15 protein-coding genes are annotated in these 17,950 nt (G+C 71.1%); 14 read left to right on the top strand and 1 reads right to left on the bottom strand.

Annotated elements, in window-relative coordinates:
- Positions 1-120 precede the first annotated feature (120 nt).
- From ACWC94_RS23335 to rpsD, 3 genes are all read left to right on the top strand, one after another.
- Positions 121-777, top strand: a complete 657-nt coding sequence (locus ACWC94_RS23335) for a vitamin K epoxide reductase family protein (RefSeq protein ID WP_450798831.1) — start codon at positions 121-123, stop codon at positions 775-777.
- A gap of 46 nt (positions 778-823) precedes the next feature.
- Positions 824-2,179 (top strand): replication-associated recombination protein A, encoded by a 1,356-nt coding sequence (locus ACWC94_RS23330; protein WP_450798830.1) that lies wholly within the window; start codon positions 824-826, stop codon positions 2,177-2,179.
- A 305-nt stretch (positions 2,180-2,484) separates the two neighbouring features.
- Positions 2,485-3,099 carry a 30S ribosomal protein S4 gene (rpsD, locus tag ACWC94_RS23325; RefSeq protein WP_228618885.1) on the top strand — a complete coding sequence of 205 codons (615 nt, stop codon included), beginning with the start codon at positions 2,485-2,487 and terminating at the stop codon, positions 3,097-3,099.
- Between the two features lie 507 nt (positions 3,100-3,606).
- On the opposite strand, the gene ACWC94_RS23320 is transcribed toward rpsD, so the two are convergent.
- Positions 3,607-5,814, bottom strand: coding sequence for an ATP-binding protein (locus tag ACWC94_RS23320; protein WP_450798829.1), 2,208 nt, complete (start codon positions 5,812-5,814; stop codon positions 3,607-3,609).
- A gap of 152 nt (positions 5,815-5,966) precedes the next feature.
- Here ACWC94_RS23320 and ACWC94_RS23315 point away from each other — a divergent pair, with 152 nt between their 5' ends.
- The 11 genes from ACWC94_RS23315 to ACWC94_RS23265 all read left to right on the top strand — a co-directional run bounded on the left by ACWC94_RS23315 (position 5,967) and on the right by ACWC94_RS23265 (position 17,922).
- Positions 5,967-6,401 carry a DUF948 domain-containing protein gene (locus ACWC94_RS23315; RefSeq protein ID WP_209438828.1) on the top strand — a complete coding sequence of 145 codons (435 nt, stop codon included), beginning with the start codon at positions 5,967-5,969 and terminating at the stop codon, positions 6,399-6,401.
- A gap of 16 nt (positions 6,402-6,417) precedes the next feature.
- Positions 6,418-6,780: a hypothetical protein gene (locus tag ACWC94_RS23310; RefSeq protein ID WP_450798828.1), complete on the top strand. Its 363-nt coding sequence runs from the start codon at positions 6,418-6,420 to the stop codon at positions 6,778-6,780.
- Entirely contained in the window at positions 6,780-9,452 is a 2,673-nt protein-coding gene (gene alaS, locus ACWC94_RS23305) for an alanine--tRNA ligase (protein ID WP_450798826.1), read from the top strand. Before ACWC94_RS23310 ends, alaS begins: the two co-directional genes overlap by 1 nt.
- Positions 9,453-9,477: 25 nt before the next feature.
- A complete protein-coding gene (gene ruvX / locus ACWC94_RS23300; RefSeq protein ID WP_450798825.1) occupies positions 9,478-9,942 on the top strand; it encodes a Holliday junction resolvase RuvX in 465 nt (154 codons plus the stop codon).
- A 124-nt stretch (positions 9,943-10,066) separates the two neighbouring features.
- Entirely contained in the window at positions 10,067-11,731 is a 1,665-nt protein-coding gene (gene mltG, locus ACWC94_RS23295) for an endolytic transglycosylase MltG (RefSeq protein WP_450798824.1), read from the top strand.
- 91 nt (positions 11,732-11,822) lie between these two features.
- Positions 11,823-12,662, top strand: coding sequence for a shikimate dehydrogenase (locus ACWC94_RS23290; protein WP_450798823.1), 840 nt, complete (start codon positions 11,823-11,825; stop codon positions 12,660-12,662).
- 164 nt (positions 12,663-12,826) lie between these two features.
- A complete protein-coding gene (gene aroC, locus ACWC94_RS23285) occupies positions 12,827-14,011 on the top strand; it encodes a chorismate synthase (protein ID WP_450798822.1) in 1,185 nt (394 codons plus the stop codon).
- 32 nt (positions 14,012-14,043) lie between these two features.
- Positions 14,044-14,526: a shikimate kinase gene (locus ACWC94_RS23280; RefSeq protein ID WP_450798871.1), complete on the top strand. Its 483-nt coding sequence runs from the start codon at positions 14,044-14,046 to the stop codon at positions 14,524-14,526.
- Positions 14,523-15,614: a 3-dehydroquinate synthase gene (gene aroB, locus ACWC94_RS23275; RefSeq protein WP_450798821.1), complete on the top strand. Its 1,092-nt coding sequence runs from the start codon at positions 14,523-14,525 to the stop codon at positions 15,612-15,614. Before ACWC94_RS23280 ends, aroB begins: the two co-directional genes overlap by 4 nt.
- A gap of 167 nt (positions 15,615-15,781) precedes the next feature.
- Positions 15,782-16,666: a Pro-rich N-terminal domain-containing protein gene (locus ACWC94_RS23270; RefSeq protein WP_450798820.1), complete on the top strand. Its 885-nt coding sequence runs from the start codon at positions 15,782-15,784 to the stop codon at positions 16,664-16,666.
- Positions 16,667-16,818: 152 nt separating this feature from the next.
- A complete protein-coding gene (locus tag ACWC94_RS23265; protein WP_450798819.1) occupies positions 16,819-17,922 on the top strand; it encodes an aminopeptidase P family protein in 1,104 nt (367 codons plus the stop codon).
- Positions 17,923-17,950 lie beyond the last annotated feature (28 nt).

The following is a 17,950-nucleotide window of genomic DNA, read 5'->3' as shown; positions in this document are numbered from 1 at the left end:
AACGATCCGTGACCACCGTACGTACCTCCTTATGTCCTTCGAACGGTGGACACACACGTGCGTGCGGCACAATGAGCCGTACCCGAAGATGGTCCAACTCTCAATGACGGAATCGGCGTGATGAGCAAGACGACAGTCAACGACGTCTCCACGGAGTCCGTTCCCGAGCGTGCCGCCGACGGCCCGCGCACGGTGGGCGGCAGCCGTGCCTTCGCCCTCCTGATGGTGATCACCGGCGCGGCCGGGCTGCTGGCCGCCTGGGTCATCACGCTCGACAAGAACAAGATCCTGGAAGCGAAGATCGCCGGGAAGACGTTCACCCCCGGGTGCAGCGTCAACCCGATCGTGTCCTGCGGCAGCGTCATGGAGAGCAAGCAGGCGGCCGCCTTCGGCTTCCCGAACCCCTGGCTCGGTCTGGTCTGCTACGGCATCGTCATCTGCGTCGGCATGAGCCTGCTGGGCCGCGCCCGCTTCCCCCGCTGGTACTGGCTGACCTTCAACTTCGGCACGCTCTTCGGCGTCTGCTTCGTCACCTGGCTGCAGTTCCAGTCCCTGTACGAGATCAACGCGCTGTGCCTGTGGTGCTCGCTGGCCTGGGTCGCCACGATCACCATGTTCTGGTACGTGACCTCGTTCAACGTCCGCAACGACTTCCTGCCCGCGCCGGGCTGGATGAAGCGGTTCCTCGCCGAGTTCACCTGGGTCGTCCCGGTCACCCACTGCGGCGTCATCGCCATGCTGATCCTGACCCGCTGGGGTAGCCAGCTCTGGGCCTGAGCCGGGACGGGGCCGCGTTGTCAGTGCCGTGTCTTAGGGTTTCAGCGTGGAACCCGACCTGTTCACCGCAGCAGCAGAAGAACGCCAGGAGAAGGACCCCGCAGCGAGCCCCCTGGCGGTGCGCATGCGCCCGCGCACCCTTGACGAGGTCGTGGGCCAGCAGCATCTGCTGAAGCCCGGATCCCCGCTGCGCCGGCTGGTCGGCGAGGGTTCCGGCGGGCCCGCCGGACCCTCCTCGGTGATCCTGTGGGGTCCGCCCGGCACCGGAAAGACCACCCTCGCCTACGTGGTCTCCAAGGCGACGAACAAGCGGTTCGTGGAGCTGTCCGCGATCACCGCGGGCGTCAAGGAGGTCCGCGCGGTCATCGACGGCGCCCGCCGCGCCACCGGTGGCTTCGGCAAGGAGACCGTCCTCTTCCTGGACGAGATCCACCGCTTCAGCAAGGCCCAGCAGGACTCCCTGCTCCCCGCCGTCGAGAACCGCTGGGTGACCCTGATCGCGGCCACCACGGAGAACCCGTACTTCTCGGTGATCTCGCCCCTGCTGTCCCGCTCCCTCCTGCTGACCCTGGAACCCCTCACCGACGACGACATCAGGGGCCTCCTCGAGCGCGCCCTGACCGACGAGCGCGGTCTGAAGGACGCCGTCACCCTCCCCGAGGACACCGAGGAACACCTGCTGCGCATCGCCGGCGGCGACGCCCGCCGGGCCCTGACCGCCCTGGAGGCCGCCGCCGGAGCCGCCCTGGACCAGGGCGAGAGCGCGATCAGCCTTCAGACGCTGGAGCAGACGGTCGACCGGGCGGCGGTGAAGTACGACCGCGACGGCGACCAGCACTACGACGTCGCCAGCGCCCTCATCAAGTCCATCAGGGGCTCCGACGTCGACGCGGCCCTGCACTACCTGGCCCGCATGATCGAGGCCGGCGAGGACCCCCGCTTCATCGCCCGCCGGCTGATGATCTCCGCCAGCGAGGACATCGGCCTGGCCGATCCCAACGCCCTGCCCCTCGCGGTCGCCGCGGCCCAGGCCGTCGCCATGATCGGCTTCCCCGAGGCCGCCCTCACCCTCAGCCACGCCACCATCGCCCTCGCCCTCGCGCCCAAGTCCAACGCGGCGACCACCGCGATCGGCGCCGCCATGGAGGACGTACGCAAGGGCCTGGCCGGCCCGGTCCCGCCGCACCTGCGCGACGGGCACTACAAGGGCGCCGCCAAACTCGGCCACGCCCAGGGATACGTGTACCCGCACGACCTGCCCGAGGGCATCGCCCAGCAGCAGTACGCACCGGACGCCCTGAAGGACCGCGAGTACTACACCCCGGGCCGGCACGGCGCCGAGGCGCGGTACGCGGACGCGGTGGAGTGGACCAGGAAGCACCTCGGTCGCAGACGGTCCTGAGCGCCCTGTAGACTTCCCCGAAGTGCTGAGTCCCGTGCTGTCAGAGCGGGACAGCCAGCCGGAGATCCAGTCCCCCGCGGACTGGCTCCAGGAGCGTCGCGCACCGTCGAACGGTGTCGCGGGCAGCCCACCACCACCCGGAGTTCCGGGAGCGGCCGGTGGGCCTCTCGCGTGCTGCACGTATGTGCCCAGACCAGGGAAGCGGCTGCCCGGCAGGTCCCCTCGGGACCCGGCGGGTTTTCCCGGCTGCGGATGCGACCTCCCTAACCCTGACGAGCCGAACACTACGAAAGAGACGAAAGACAGTGGCGAACCAGTCCCGCCCCAAGGTCAAGAAGTCGCGTGCCCTCGGCATCGCGCTGACCCCGAAGGCCGTCAAGTACTTCGAGGCCCGTCCCTACCCGCCGGGTGAGCACGGCCGTGGCCGCAAGCAGAACTCGGACTACAAGGTCCGTCTGCTGGAGAAGCAGCGTCTGCGCGCGCAGTACGACATCTCCGAGCGCCAGCTGGTCCGCGCCTACGAGCGCGCGTCCAAGGTCCAGGGCAAGACCGGTGAGGCCCTGATCGTGGAGCTCGAGCGCCGTCTCGACGCCCTGGTCCTGCGTTCGGGCATCGCCCGCACCATCTACCAGGCCCGTCAGATGGTCGTCCACGGCCACATCCAGGTCAACGGCCAGAAGGTCGACAAGCCGTCCTTCCGCGTCCGCCCGGACGACGTCGTGCAGGTCCGCGACCGCTCCAAGGACAAGACGCTCTTCCAGATCGCCCGCGAGGGCGGCTTCGCCCCCGAGGGTGAGACCCCGCGCTACCTGCAGGTGAACCTCAAGGCCCTGGCGTTCCGCCTGGACCGCGAGCCGAACCGCAAGGAAGTTCCGGTCATCTGCGACGAGCAGCTCGTCGTCGAGTACTACGCCCGCTGACCCCGGTCACGGCGTAAGTCCTCAGCCCGCCGTCTCCCCGTCCGGCCCTGCCGGGCGGGTGAGGCGGCGGCTTTGCGTTTCCGGCGTCCCCCGCCGTGGGCCAGGCGGGTCGTCGGGCACCTCGGGCCGATAGGGGCCGGTCGCGCCCCACGACAAAGCCGCACGCCGCCCCCTCCAGGGACGAGCCACCGCCTTCCGCACCCCGACCGGTCTTCCCGCCTTCCGCACCGTGCCTGGTCTTCCGGCTCCCGGCGCCGCCGGCCGGCTCTCGTACCTTCCGTGCCGCGCCTGGTCCTTCCGGCTCCCGGCGCCGCCGGTCGGCTCTCGTGCCTTCCGTGCTCCGGCCGGTCTTCCCGCTCTGCGGGCTGTGCCCGGTCTTCCGTCTCCCGTGCCGTGCCTGGTCTTCCGGCTCCCGGCGCCGCCGGTCGGCTCTCGCGCCTTCCGTGTCCCGGCCGGTCTCCCCGCTCCCGGCGCCGTTGGCCGGCCCTCCTGGCTGCCGGGTTCGGGCTATCCGCTCTCCGCGCCGCGCCCGGCCTTCCCGCTTTCCGCGGCGTGTCCGGCATCCCCGCCCTCCCCGTTCCGCGCGGGCTTGCCGTCCTCCTGCGGTGCGGGTCCGCGGGGAGTGGGCAGGGCGCCCAGGGGGCGTACCGCGCCCTGTCCCAGTGCGCGGGTCACGGCCGCCGTACGGTCCAGCCGGGCGCCCTCCCGCACGCACTCCTCGTACCGCGCGTCCCCCAGCGCCTGCCGTGCCAGCGCCTCGCAGCGTTCGTGCGGGGCGTTGTAGTACGCCGAGCCGAACAGGGGCAGCCCCACCGACGGCCAGATCCGGCCCGCCGCACCCTGGAGCAGTGCCGCCTCGGCCGGCTCGCCCCGGGCCGCCGTCACCAGCGCCAGCAGCTCCAGGGAGAGCACCGAGCCCAGCAGGTCGTGGAAGGCGTGGGCGTTGCCCAGGCAGTCCGCGAGCAGCTCCCGTGCCCTGTCGAGGGCGCCGCCCTGCCAGGCCGCGTACGCCAGCACGTACAGCGCGTACGAACGGGCCCAGCGCTCCCCGTGGTCCTCGCACACCCGGCGCACGTCCTCGCACATCCGCACCGCGTCCGGCAGGTCCCCCTGGAAGGCCCGGGCCATCGCCAGCTCCACCTGGCCCATGAGCACGTTGCTGTTGAGCTCGCCGATCTCCCGATAGCGGCGCAGCGCCGACCGCAGCAGCGTTTCTGCACGGGCCATGTCATCCGTGACCAGGGCCAGACAGCCGGTGCGGTGCTCCGCGTACGCCACCGCCGTCGGATCCGCGGCCCGCTCGGCCTGCTCCCGGCACTCCTGCAGCGCCGCCAGGGCCGGCACGGTGTCGCCCTGGAGGATCGCCACATAGCCGAGCACCCACAGCGCCTTCAGCCGCGACTGCGCGTACCCCGACTCCAGCTCCACGCAGCGCGTCAGCCAGCGGCGGCCCTCCGCGAGCCGCCCGCAGCCGACCCAGCAGAACCACAGGGACCCGGCCAGGTACTGGCCGAGATGGGCTCCCTCCGGCTCCGTCAGACAGCACTCGATGGCCGCCCGCAGATTGGGCAGCTCCGCCTCGACCCGCGCGGCGACCTCGCCCTGCCGGGGGGAGAACCAGTCCAGCTCGCACCAGGTCGCCAGCCCCAGGTACCAGTCCCGGTGCCGCCTGCGCAGCCGCCCCGCGTCCCCGATCCCCTCCAGCCACTCGGCGCCGTAGGCCCGCACGGTGTCCAGCATCCGGTAGCGCGGGCCGGCCGGGCTCTCCTCGCGGCTCACGACCGACTGGGCCAGCAGCTCCGACAGCACGTCCAGGACGTCCTCGGCGGGCAGCCCGTCCCCACTGCACACATACTCGGCCGCCTCCAGGTCGAAGGTCTGCGCGAACACCGACAGCCGCGCCCACAGCAGCCGCTCCGCGGGCGTGCACAGCTCATGGCTCCAGCCGATCGCCGTGCGCAGCGTCCGGTGCCGGGACGGAGGGCCACCGGGGACCGGGGGTGGTCCGCTCTCCCAGCCGCTCGTGGCCAGCAGCCGGAAGCGGTCGTCCAGCCGCTGCAACAGCTGCGCCGGGGACAGCGCCCGCAGGCGCCCGGCCGCCAGCTCCAGTGCCAGCGGAATCCCCTCCAGCCGACGGCACAGCTCGCGCACCTCGGGGCCGTCGGACAGCTTCAGCCCCTGCTCCCGGGCCCGGTCCGTGAACAGTTCCACCGCCTCGTCCTCGCCGAGCGGCGCCAGCGGGAGCAGCCGCTCGCCCGCCAGCCCCAGCGGGCGCCGGCCCACGGCCAGCACGCGCAGCCGCGGCAGCTTGCGCAGCAGGTCGGCCGTCAGCTCGGCACAGGCCTCCACCAGGTGCTCGAACCCGTCCAGCACCAGCAGGGCCGGGCGGCCGGCGAGATGCTCCAGCAGCGTCTGACGGGGCGGCCGGGCGGTGTGGTCGGTCAGCCCCAGCGCCTCCGCGACCGCGTACTCCACGAAGTGCGGATCGCGCACCGGCGCCAGCTCCACCCGCCCGGACCCCGGCTTCCGCCCGGCGGCGACCCGCGCGGCCAGCCGGGACTTGCCGACGCCGCCGACCCCGGTGACGGTCACCAGCCGGGCCCGGCCCAGGGCGGTGGTCAGCTCGGCGAGTTCGGCCGAGCGCCCGACGAACGTGGTCAGTTCCAGGGGTGGTTCGCCGTCGGAGAAGGGATCCGGGCGCTGAGAACCTCGCATGGGACACGGAGCGTACTGAAGTGTGTTCAGTGCGTACAATCGCTTCCCGCAACTCCGCTCCCGCGGCCCGGCTAATCCGGTACGGAGCCCCGGCCCCGGCGCGATAGGCTCGGACTCGACTTTTCGATGGTGAGGCACGTTTCAGGGAGCGGGTGCGCACAGTGTCCGGTGGAGAGGTGGCCGGGATCCTGGTGGCCGTCTTCTGGGCGATCCTGGTCTCCTTCCTCGCGGTGGCTCTCGCGAGGCTGGCCCAGACGCTCAAGGCGACGACCAAGCTGGTGGCGGACGTGACCGACCAGGCCGTCCCGTTGCTCGCCGACGCCTCCCAGGCGGTGCGCTCCGCGCAGACCCAGATCGACCGCGTCGACGCGATCGCCTCCGACGTCCAGGAGGTCACGTCGAACGCCTCCGCGCTGTCGACCACCGTCGCCTCCACCTTCGGCGGCCCGCTGGTCAAGGTCGCGGCGTTCGGCTACGGCGTCCGCCGGGCGCTGGGCGGCCGCAAGGAGGACGTGCCCGCGAAGGCGCCCCGGCGTACGGTGATCGTGGGCCGCACGGTCCCCGCCGCACGACGCAAGCGGAAGTAAGGACTGAGACCGAGCGATGTTCCGCCGTACGTTCTGGTTCACCACCGGTGTCGCCGCTGGTGTGTGGGCGACCACCAAGGTCAACCGCAAGCTGAAGCAGCTGACCCCGGAGAGCCTCGCCGCGACCGCGGCCAACAAGGCCCTGGAGACCGGTCAGAGGCTGAAGGACCGCGCGGTGGGCTTCGCGCTCGACGTCCGCGACAACATGGCCGTGCGGGAGGCCGAGCTGGAGGAGGCCCTGGGGATCCACGAGAATCCCGAACTCCCCGCACCCCGGCGGCACGCCGCCATCGAGAACAACCGCAGCACACCGAAGTACATCGAAACGTCGTTTTCTTCGCAAGCGAAGCACTCGTACAACCGGAATGAGGACCACTGATGGAGTCGGCCGAGATTCGCCGCCGCTGGCTGAGCTTCTTCGAGGAGCGCGGGCACACCGTCGTCCCTTCGGCGTCGCTCATCGCGGACGACCCGACTCTGCTCCTCGTCCCCGCCGGCATGGTGCCCTTCAAGCCCTACTTCCTGGGTGAGGTCAAGCCGCCGTTCCCGCGCGCCACCAGCGTGCAGAAGTGCGTGCGCACGCCCGACATCGAAGAGGTCGGCAAGACCACGCGCCACGGCACGTTCTTCCAGATGTGCGGCAACTTCTCCTTCGGCGACTACTTCAAGGAAGGCGCCATCAAGTACGCCTGGGAGCTGCTCACCACGCCCCAGGACAAGGGCGGTTACGGCCTGGAGCCGGAGAAGCTCTGGATCACCGTCTACAAGGACGACGACGAGGCCGAGCGCATCTGGCACGAGGTCGTCGGGGTGCCGAAGGAGCGCATCCAGCGCCTCGGCATGAAGGACAACTACTGGTCCATGGGCGTCCCCGGCCCCTGCGGCCCCTGCTCCGAGATCAACTACGACCGCGGCCCCGAGTTCGGCGTCGAGGGCGGCCCCGCCGTCAACGACGAGCGGTACGTGGAGATCTGGAACCTCGTCTTCATGCAGTACGAGCGGGGCGAGGGCATCGGCAAGGACAACTTCGAGATCCTCGGGGACCTGCCGAGCAAGAACATCGACACGGGCCTCGGCCTGGAGCGGCTCGCCATGATTCTGCAGGGCGTGCAGAACATGTACGAGATCGACACCTCCATGGCCGTCATCGAGAAGGCCACCGAGCTGACGGGCGTCCGCTACGGCGACGCCCACGCCTCGGACGTGTCCCTGCGCGTGGTCACCGACCACATGCGTACGGCCACCATGCTCATCGGCGACGGCGTCACCCCCGGCAACGAGGGCCGTGGCTACGTCCTGCGCCGCATCATGCGCCGGGCTATCCGCAACATGCGCCTGCTCGGCGCCACCGGTCCGGTCGTCAAGGACCTGGTCGACACCGTGATCGGCATGATGGGCCAGCAGTACCCCGAGCTGATCACCGACCGCGAGCGCATCGAGAAGGTCGCCCTGGCCGAGGAGAACGCCTTCCTCAAGACGCTGAAGGCCGGCACCAACATCCTGGACACCGCCGTCACCGAGACCAAGCAGGCCGGCTCCACCGTCCTGCCCGGCGACAAGGCGTTCCTGCTCCACGACACCTGGGGCTTCCCGATCGACCTCACCCTGGAGATGGCCGCCGAGCAGGGCCTCTCGGTGGACGAGGACGGCTTCCGCCGCCTGATGAAGGAGCAGCGGGAGCGCGCCAAGGCCGACGCCCAGGCCAAGAAGACCGGCCACGCCGACATGGGCGCCTACCGCGAGATCGCCGACACCGCCGGCGAGACCGACTTCATCGGCTACGCCGACACCGAGGGCGAGACCACCATCGTCGGCATCCTGGTCGACGGCGTCTCCTCCCCGGCCGCCACCGAGGGCGACGAGGTCGAGATCGTCCTCGACCGCACCCCGTTCTACGCCGAGGGCGGCGGCCAGATCGGCGACACCGGCCGGATCAAGGTCGACTCCGGTGCCGTCATCGAGGTCCGCGACTGTCAGAAGCCGGTCCCGGGTGTGTACGTCCACAAGGGCGTCGTCCAGGTCGGCGAGGTCACCGTCGGCGCCAAGGCCCACGCCTCCATCGACGCCCGCCGCCGCAAGGCCATCGCCCGCGCCCACTCGGCCACCCACCTGACCCACCAGGCCCTGCGTGACGCCCTCGGCCCGACGGCCGCCCAGGCCGGTTCCGAGAACCAGCCCGGCCGCTTCCGCTTCGACTTCGGCTCCCCGTCCGCCGTTCCGACGGCCGTGATGACCGACGTGGAGCAGAAGATCAACGAGGTGCTGGCCCGCGACCTCGACGTGCACGCCGAGGTCATGGGCATCGACGAGGCCAAGAAGCAGGGCGCCATCGCCGAGTTCGGCGAGAAGTACGGCGAGCGCGTCCGTGTCGTCACCATCGGCGACTTCTCCAAGGAGCTGTGCGGCGGCACGCACGTGCACAACACCGCCCAGTTGGGCCTGGTGAAGCTGCTCGGCGAGTCCTCCATCGGCTCCGGTGTCCGTCGTATCGAGGCCCTGGTCGGCGTGGACGCCTACACCTTCCTCGCCCGCGAGCACACGGTCGTCAACCAGCTGACCGAGCTGCTCAAGGGCCGCCCGGAGGAGCTCCCGGAGAAGGTCTCCTCGATGCTCGGCAAGCTGAAGGACGCCGAGAAGGAGATCGAGAAGTTCCGCGCCGAGAAGGTGCTGCAGGCCGCCGCCGGCCTCGCCGGGTCCGCCAAGGACGTACGCGGCGTGGCCGTGGTGACCGGCCAGGTCCCGGACGGTACGACCCCCGACGACCTGCGCAAGCTGGTCCTCGACGTGCGGGGCCGCATCCAGGGCGGCCGGGCCGCCGTGGTCGCCCTCTTCACGGTCAACAACGGCAAGCCGCTCACGGTCATCGCCACCAACGACGCCGCCCGTGAGCGCGGCCTCAAGGCCGGTGACCTGGTCCGTACCGCCGCCAAGACCCTCGGCGGCGGCGGTGGCGGCAAGCCGGACGTCGCCCAGGGCGGCGGCCAGAACCCGGCCGCCGTCGGCGAGGCCGTCGACGCCGTCGAGCGCCTCGTCGCCGACACCGCCAAGTGACGGCTGACTAAGGAAGCGGTCGGACATGCGCAGAGGACGTCGACTTTCGATCGACGTCGGGGACGCCCGCATCGGGGTCGCCTCGTGCGACCCCGATGGGATCCTCGCCACACCGGTGGAGACCGTCCCCGGCCGGGACATCCCCGCCGCTCACCGCCGCTTGCGGCAACTGGTGGAGGAGTACGAACCGATCGAGGTCGTCGTAGGCCTCCCCCGCTCCCTCAAGGGGGGCGAGGGCCCGGCCGCCGTCAAGGTCCGCGCCTTCGCCCAGGAGCTGGCCAGGGGTATCAAGCCGGTGCCGGTGCGCCTGGTGGACGAGCGGATGACGACGGTGACGGCCAGTCAGGGACTGCGCGCCTCGGGGGTGAAGTCGAAGAAGGGTCGCTCGGTCATCGACCAGGCAGCCGCTGTGATCATCTTGCAGCAGGCCCTGGAATCCGAACGGGTGTCAGGTAAAGCACCCGGCGAGGGCGTCGAAGTGGTCATCTGATCGCGATACGGTAACGTTCCGCGCGATGCGCCGGTGTTCGAACAGCCGACGCACAACAAGAGGCGGAACGGAAGCGAGGCCCACCGGCCACGTGACCGGTCGGCCTCGCGGCTCTAGGGGATCGATGACTGAGTATGGCCGGGGCCCTGGCTCCGAACCGTGGCATCCGCAGGACCCGTTGTTCGGGGACGGCGGATGGGAAGGGCAGCAGGCCCAGGTGGGTCAGCAGTCTGCCTACGGCGGCCAGCCGCAGCACCACCCGCAGCAGCCGCAGTACAACGGCTGGAGCCAGGAGCAGCAGTCCGGGTACGGCAACGAGCAGTACCCGTTCTACGGTGAACAGGGTCAGCAGCAGTTCACCGGCCACGCCCAGCAGCAGTACCCGCACCACGGGGGCTGGGACGCGACCGGCACCGTCGGCCAGGCGCCGTACGCCGCCGACCCCGGGGACCCGTACGGCCAGCAGCCCGTCGCCTATGGCGGGGAGCAGCCCGACTTCTACGGCACCGAGGACGCCTACCCGCCGCCGCAGCCGCCCGGCCGCAGGCACCCCGAGGCCGAACCGGAAGCGGAGACCCCGCCCGCCGAGGAGGAGGAGCACCCCTTCTTCACCGGAGGCGGCGGTGAGGACGACGACGCCGAGGAGCACGAGCTCCAGAGCCGCCGGGAACGGCGCGGCAAAGGGAAGAAACCCGCCAAGAAGGGCCAGAAACGCCGCAACGGCTGCGCCTGCCTGGTGGTCTGCCTGGTGTTCGGCGGAGGCCTCGGCGGCGTCGGGTACTTCGGCTACAAGTTCTACCAAAATCGTTTCGCCCCGGCCGCGGACTACGCGGGCAGTGGAAACGGCGAGCAGGTCACGGTCGAGATCCCCAAGGGCGCGGGGGGATGGGACATCGGCCAGAAGTTGAAGGAGGAGGGCGTCGTCAAGAGCGCGGCCGCGTTCGTGTCCGCACTGCAGGCGAACCCTGGAAGCAAGTCCCTCCAGGACGGTGTCTACACCCTGGAGAAACAGATGTCCGCCGCGAGCGCGGTGGAACTGATGCTCAGCCCGAAGAGCCGCAGCAACCTGATCATCGCCGAGGGTCTCCGCAACACGGCGGTCTACAGCCTGATCGACAAGCGCGTCGGCGTGAGGGCGGGTACCACGGCGAGCGTCGCGAAGAAGGATTACAAGAGCCTCGGACTGCCCGCCTGGGCGCTGAACCACGCGAACCTGAAGGATCCGCTGGAAGGCTTCCTCTACCCCTCCAGTTACGCGGTCACCAAGGGCCAGAAACCCGAGGCCGTACTCAAGGACATGGTGTCCCAGGCCACCGCCAAGTACAAAGAGCTGGACCTGGAGAACAAGGCCAAGGCGCTCGGCCTCGACAGCCCCTGGCAGGTGCTCACCGTGGCGAGCCTGGTGCAGGCCGAGGGGACGAGCCATGACGATTTCCGCAAGATGGCGGAGGTCGTCTACAACCGCCTCGAGCCCGACAATCCGCAGACCTACGGGCGGCTGGAATTCGACTCCACGTACAACTACGTGAAGAACCAGAGCAAAATCGACCTGAGCATCGCCGAGCTGCGCAAGTACAACAACCCCTACAACACCTACTTCTCCAAGGGGCTGCCGCCCGGCCCCATCGGAAACCCCGGCGAGGAAGCGCTCAAGGGCGCGCTCGACCCGACCCACGACGGCTGGTACTACTTCATCTCGATGGACGGAAAGACCAGCAAGTTCACCAAGACGCTCGAGGAACACGAGAAGCTCGTCAACGAGTGGAACGCGTCGAGGAAGAAGAGCTGACGACGGGCGCCGTCAGTTCCATGCGGTGGGATCGTCCCGCATGGATCCTCGGTAGTGTTCGCCCGGACACAGAAGCTCAAGGACGGGTTCCATGGCATCGAAGGCAGTTGACGCCCGACGGGCCGCCGTGCTCGGCAAGCCCATCGCCCACTCCCTCTCGCCGGTGCTGCACCGGGCCGCCTACGACGAGATGGGGCTCAGCGGGTGGTCGTACGACCGCTTCGAGCTGGACGAGGCCTCGCTGCCCGGCTTCTTCCAGAAACTCGGGCCGGAGTGGGCCGGGCTGTCGCTGACCATGCCGCTGAAGCGGGCGGTCATCCCGCTGCTGGACGAGATCAGCGAGACGGCCGCCTCCGTCGACGCGGTCAACACGGTCGTCTTCACCGAGGACGGCCGCCGGCTGGGCGACAATACGGACATCCCCGGCATGGTGGCCGCCCTGCGCGAGCACGGCATCCAGCAGGTCGACTCCGCCGCGATCCTCGGCGCCGGCGCCACCGCCTCCTCCGCGCTCGCCGCCCTGGCCCGGATCTGCACCGGCGAGGTCGTCGCCTACGTCCGCAGCGAGGCCCGCGCCGCCGAGATGCGCCAGTGGGGCGAACGGCTCGACGTCGAGGTGCGTACGGCGGACTGGGCCGATGCCGCGCAGGCGCTGCGTGCCCCCCTGGTCGTCGCCACCACGCCCGCCGGTACGACCGACGCCCTCGCCGCCGCCGTACCCGAGCGTCCCGCCACCCTCTTCGACGTGCTCTACGACCCCTGGCCCACCGAGCTGGCGGCCCGCTGGTCCATGTTCGGCGGCGCCGTGGTCAGCGGACTCGACCTGCTGATCCACCAGGCCGTCCTCCAGGTCGAGCAGATGACCGGCCGCTCCCCGGTGCCCCTGGAGGCCATGCGCCACGCCGGGGAGAGGGCGCTCGCCGCGCACTGAACGCCCACCGGCACGTCCGTCTGCTGGACCGGCGGCCGGACAACGGCCAGGTCGTGGGAGGATCGGAGGTGGCGGACCGGGGTCGCGCACCCGGTCGCGCCGTCGCCGTACGCGAGGACGTGCGTACGCAGGGCAGTACCGGGCGCGAACACTGAGGAGCACCGTTGAGCAGGCTGCGTTGGCTGACCGCGGGGGAGTCCCACGGTCCGGCACTTGTCGCGACGCTGGAGGGTCTTCCCGCCGGCGTGCCGATCACCACGGAGATGGTGGCGGACCACCTGGCGCGGCGGCGGCTCGGTTATGGCCGCGGTGCGCGGATGAAGTTCGAGCGGGACGAGGTCACCTTCCTGGGCGGTGTCCGGCACGGTCTGACCCTCGGCTCCCCGGTGGCGGTCATGGTCGGGAACACCGAGTGGCCCAAGTGGGAGCAGGTCATGGCGGCCGACCCGGTCGACCAGGAGATCCTCGACGGGCTCGCCCGTAACGCCCCGCTGACCCGTCCGCGGCCCGGCCACGCCGACCTCGCCGGCATGCAGAAGTACGGCTTCGACGAGGCCCGCCCGATCCTGGAGCGCGCCTCGGCCCGTGAGACGGCGGCCCGGGTGGCGCTGGGCGCGGTGGCCCGCTCCTACCTGAAGGAGACGGCCGGTATCGAGATCGTCTCGCACGTCGTCGAACTGTGCTCCGTGAAGGCTCCCCAGGGCGTGTACCCCACGCCGGCCGACGTCGAGAAGCTGGACGCCGACCCGCTGCGCTGCCTGGACGCGGACGCCTCGAAGGCGATGGTCGCGGAGGTGGACCAGGCCCACAAGGACGGCGACACGCTCGGCGGCGTGGTCGAGGTCCTGGCGTACGGCGTCCCGGTCGGCCTGGGCTCGCACGTGCACTGGGACCGCAAGCTGGACGCCCGTCTCGCCGGCGCCCTGATGGGCATCCAGGCGATCAAGGGGGTCGAGATCGGTGACGGCTTCGAGCTGGCCCGGGTGCCGGGCTCCAAGGCGCACGACGAGATCGTCAACACGTCCGAGGGCATCCGGCGTGTCTCCGGCCGCGCCGGTGGCACCGAGGGCGGTCTGAGCACGGGCGAGCTGCTGCGGGTGCGGGCCGCGATGAAGCCGATCGCGACCGTGCCGCGGGCCCTGCGGACGGTGGACGTCACCACCGGCGAGGCGGCCCAGGCCCATCACCAGCGCTCCGACGTCTCCGCGGTGCCCGCCGCGGGTATCGTCGCCGAGGCCATGGTCGCGCTCGTCCTCGCGGACGCGGTGGCGGAGAAGTTCGGCGGCGACAGCGTCGTCGAGACCCGGCGCAACGTGCGGTCGTACCTCGACAACCTGCAGATCCGGTGAGCGCCGTGCCTGCGGTCGTCCTGGTCGGCCCGATGGGCGTCGGCAAGTCCACCGTCGGCCGGCTGCTCGCCGAGCGCCTCGGCCTCGGCTACCGGGACACCGACGAGGACATCGTGGCGGCCGAGGGCCGCACCATCGCCGAGATCTTCGTCGACGAGGGAGAGCCCGCCTTCCGCGCGATCGAGAAGCGGGCCGTGCACACCGCGCTCGCCGAGCACGAGGGCGTCCTCGCGCTCGGCGGCGGGGCGATCCTGGACGTCGACACACGCGCGCTGCTCGCCGGGCACCGGGTGGTCTACCTCTCGATGGACGTGGAGGAGGCCGTCAGGCGCACCGGCCTGAACGTGGCCCGGCCGCTGCTCGCGGTCAACCCGCGCAGGCAGTGGCGCGAGCTGATGGAGGCCCGGCGGCACCTGTACGAGGAGGTCGCCACCGCCGTCGTACCGACGGACGGCCGTACCCCCGAAGAGGTCACCCAAGCGGCCCTCGACGCACTGGAGTTGAAGGAAGCATGAGCGAGTCAGTCACCCGGATCCAGGTCGCCGGCACCGCGGGCACCGACCCCTACGAGGTGCTGGTCGGCCGTCAACTCCTCGGGGAGCTGGCCGGGTTGGTCGGACCGAGGGCCAGGCGGGTCGCGGTGATCCATCCCGAGGCGCTGGCCGAGACCGGTGACGCGCTGCGCGCGGACCTGGCCGGGCAGGGCTACGAGGCGATCGCCATCCAGGTGCCGAACGCCGAGGAGGCCAAGACCGCCGAGGTCGCCGCCTACTGCTGGAAGGCGCTGGGCCAGTCGAACTTCACCCGCACCGACGTGATCGTGGGCGTGGGCGGCGGCGCGACGACGGACCTGGCCGGATTCGTGGCGGCGACCTGGCTGCGCGGTGTGCGCTGGATCGCCATCCCGACGACCGTCCTCGCCATGGTGGACGCGGCGGTCGGCGGCAAGACCGGCATCAACACCGCCGAGGGCAAGAACCTGGTCGGCGCCTTCCACCCGCCGGCCGGTGTGCTGTGCGACCTGGCCGCGCTGGACTCCCTCCCGGTCAACGACTACGTCTCCGGACTCGCCGAGATCATCAAGGCCGGTTTCATCGCCGACCCGGCGATCCTGGACCTGATCGAGGCCGACCCCGAAGCCGCCCGGACCCCGGCCGGCCCGCACACGGCGGAGCTGATCGAGCGCTCGATCCGGGTGAAGGCCGAGGTCGTCTCCAGCGACCTGAAGGAATCGGGTCTGCGCGAGATCCTCAACTACGGCCACACGCTCGGCCACGCCATCGAGAAGAACGAGCGCTATCAGTGGCGGCACGGCGCCGCGGTCGCGGTCGGCATGCACTTCGCCGCCGAACTGGGCCGTCTGGCGGGCCGGTTGGACGACGCGACGGCGGACCGGCACCGTGCGGTCCTGGAGGCCGTCGGCCTGCCGCTGCACTACCGCTACGACCAGTGGCCCAAGCTGCTGGAGACGATGAAGGTCGACAAGAAGTCCCGCGGCGACCTGCTGCGCTTCATCGTCCTGGACGGCCTGGCCAAGCCCACCGTCCTGGAAGGCCCCGACCCGGCCGTCCTGCTCGCCGCGTACGGCGAGGTCGGGCAGTAGGTCCCCGACTGTTCCGTCCGTCCGTCCGATTCCGTTTCCGGAACGGGCACTTCGAGCCGCCCCCGGTCGTTTCATCAAACGACGGCCGGGGACGGTACCGTTCGGCAAGCAGCGGGTTAACCTCTGCTACCAGCACGAATTGCCTGTACGAGACGGAGTGGCAACGGATGCAGCACGCAGTGGGGTCTCCGCTGCCGCCGCCCCACCAGCCGGGGCAGGTGCCGCATGTCGGCTGGGCGTCGGCCGCACACCACCCGGGCCCGCACCCGGGAGCCTCCCAGGGACCGGCTCCCGTCCCCCCGCCGCCGGTCTTCCCGGCCACGGCCGGCGCCGTCCCGCCGACGCCCCCGCAACCTCCCGCGCCCCAGCCCCCGGCCCCGCAGCCCGCCGCGCCGCCGGCCCCGGAGACCACCGGTCATGTCCCGCTGCCGCCCGGCGGCCCCGTGGGCGTCCCCGCGCCGCCGCCGGCTCCCGCCGCGGCCCCCGACCCGGCGGCCACCACCCTGGCCGTCCTGCTGATCGGCCCGGCCGGCGCGGGCAAGACCAGCGTCGCCAAGTACTGGGCGGACCACCGCCGCGTACCCACCGCGCACATCAGCCTGGACGATGTGCGCGAATGGGTCCGCTCGGGCTTCGCCGACCCCCAGTCCGGCTGGAACGACAACTCCGAGGCCCAGTACCGCCTGGCCCGTCGCACCTGCGGTTTCGCCGCCCGCAACTTCCTCGCCAACGGCATCTCCTGCATCCTCGACGACGCCGTCTTCCCGGACCGCCCGGTCGTCGGCCTCGGCGGCTGGAAGCGGCATGTCGGCCCCGGTCTGCTCCCGGTCGTCCTCCTGCCCGGCCTGGACATCGTCCTGGAGCGCAACGCCGAGCGCACCGGCAACCGCCGCCTGACCGACGAGGAGGTCGCCCGCATCCACGGCCGCATGGCCGGCTGGTACGGCTCGGGCCTGCCGATCATCGACAACTCCCAGCTCGATGTTCCGGGCACGGCCAGGGTTCTCGACGAGGTCCTGGCACGCGCGATAGCAAGCCCACCGAGCTGGTGATCAGGGGCGACCGGTCCGACCCGCGGGGCGAGGGGAACTGTGCGAGCGACCACAGACCACCCGCACCCGGTGACGCACGGAAACCACCCCCACAAACCCCACTCGGCCCCTAAAAATCGGCACAACTCGGTCAAAACTCCTACGCTCATCTCATGTCAGAGGTGTACGCGACCCGCCGATCCCGGCTGAGAGACCATGTCACCGCGGCCGGCACCGCGGCAGCGCTCGTCACCCGCCCGGCGAACGTGCGCTACCTGGCCGCCGCGGCCCCGCGGGGCTCCGCACTGCTGCTCGGCAGACGCGAGGACCTCCTCGTGTGCGCCGGCCCGCCCGACGACCGCCCCTACGAGGGCCGGCCCGACGAGAACCTGCGCCTGCACGTCCTGCCCACCGGCGGCGACGCCGCCGTCGCGGTGGCCGACCTCGCCGCGGCCCAGGGTGCCGATTCACTGGCGGTGGAGGAGCACCACCTCACCGTGGCCCGGCACAGAGCACTCACCTCCGTCGCCCCGGCCCTCCGCGTCACCGACCTCGGCGGAGCCGTCGAGCAGCTCAGGGTGGTCAAGGACGAGGAGGAGATCTCCTGTCTCCGCATCGGCGCCGAGATCGCCGACCAGGCCCTCGGTGAGCTGCTGGAATCCATCCTGGTCGGCCGTACCGAGCGGCACCTCGCGCTGGAGCTGGAGCGCCGCCTCGTGGACCACGGGGCCGACGGGCCCGCCTTCCCCACGTCGGTCGCCACCGGGCCGAACTCCGGCCGCCGCGGCCACCGCCCCACCGACCGGCGCGTGGAGGAGGGTGACTTCCTCACCGTGTGCCTGGGCGCGACCTATCGCGGCTACCGCTGCGAGATCGGCCGGACCTTCGTGATCGGCACCTCGCCCGCCGACTGGCAGATCGAGCTGTACGACCTCGTCTTCGCCGCCCAGCGCGCCGGACGCGAGTCCCTGGCACCCGGCGCCGGATACCGCGACGTGGACCGTGCGGCGCGCCAGGTACTGGACTCGGCCGGCTATGCGGAGGCCCTGCCACCGCTGACCGGACACGGCGTCGGACTCGAAATCGACGAGGACCCGCAGTTGGCGCCCGCGGCCATGGGTAAACTGGACGCTTGCGTGCCGGTCACCGTCGAACCGGGGGTCCACCTCCCGGGCCGGGGCGGTGTCCGGATCGATGACACGCTCGTCGTACGCCCCGAGGCGGACGGCGGACCCGAGCTACTCACCATCACGACCAAGGAGCTGCTCGCCCTCTAGGCAGTGGCGTGCGCCGGGGTCGTACGTC

The organism is Streptomyces sp. NPDC001135 (genome assembly GCF_053598395.1).
This window is presented reverse-complemented; position numbering and strand designations above follow the sequence as displayed.

What these genes read in the sequence shown, in the direction of transcription:
- ACWC94_RS23335 (WP_450798831.1), top strand. Translation starts at nt 121, where the DNA reads ATGAGCAAGACGACAGTCAACGACGTCTCCACGGAGTCCGTTCCCGAG.
- ACWC94_RS23320 (WP_450798829.1), bottom strand. Translation starts at nt 5,814, where the DNA reads ATGCGAGGTTCTCAGCGCCCGGATCCCTTCTCCGACGGCGAACCACCC.
- ACWC94_RS23310 (WP_450798828.1), top strand. Translation starts at nt 6,418, where the DNA reads ATGTTCCGCCGTACGTTCTGGTTCACCACCGGTGTCGCCGCTGGTGTG.
- alaS (WP_450798826.1), top strand. Translation starts at nt 6,780, where the DNA reads ATGGAGTCGGCCGAGATTCGCCGCCGCTGGCTGAGCTTCTTCGAGGAG.
- ruvX (WP_450798825.1), top strand. Translation starts at nt 9,478, where the DNA reads ATGCGCAGAGGACGTCGACTTTCGATCGACGTCGGGGACGCCCGCATC.
- mltG (WP_450798824.1), top strand. Translation starts at nt 10,067, where the DNA reads ATGACTGAGTATGGCCGGGGCCCTGGCTCCGAACCGTGGCATCCGCAG.
- ACWC94_RS23290 (WP_450798823.1), top strand. Translation starts at nt 11,823, where the DNA reads ATGGCATCGAAGGCAGTTGACGCCCGACGGGCCGCCGTGCTCGGCAAG.
- ACWC94_RS23280 (WP_450798871.1), top strand. Translation starts at nt 14,044, where the DNA reads ATGGGCGTCGGCAAGTCCACCGTCGGCCGGCTGCTCGCCGAGCGCCTC.
- aroB (WP_450798821.1), top strand. Translation starts at nt 14,523, where the DNA reads ATGAGCGAGTCAGTCACCCGGATCCAGGTCGCCGGCACCGCGGGCACC.
- ACWC94_RS23270 (WP_450798820.1), top strand. Translation starts at nt 15,782, where the DNA reads ATGCAGCACGCAGTGGGGTCTCCGCTGCCGCCGCCCCACCAGCCGGGG.
- ACWC94_RS23265 (WP_450798819.1), top strand. Translation starts at nt 16,819, where the DNA reads ATGTCAGAGGTGTACGCGACCCGCCGATCCCGGCTGAGAGACCATGTC.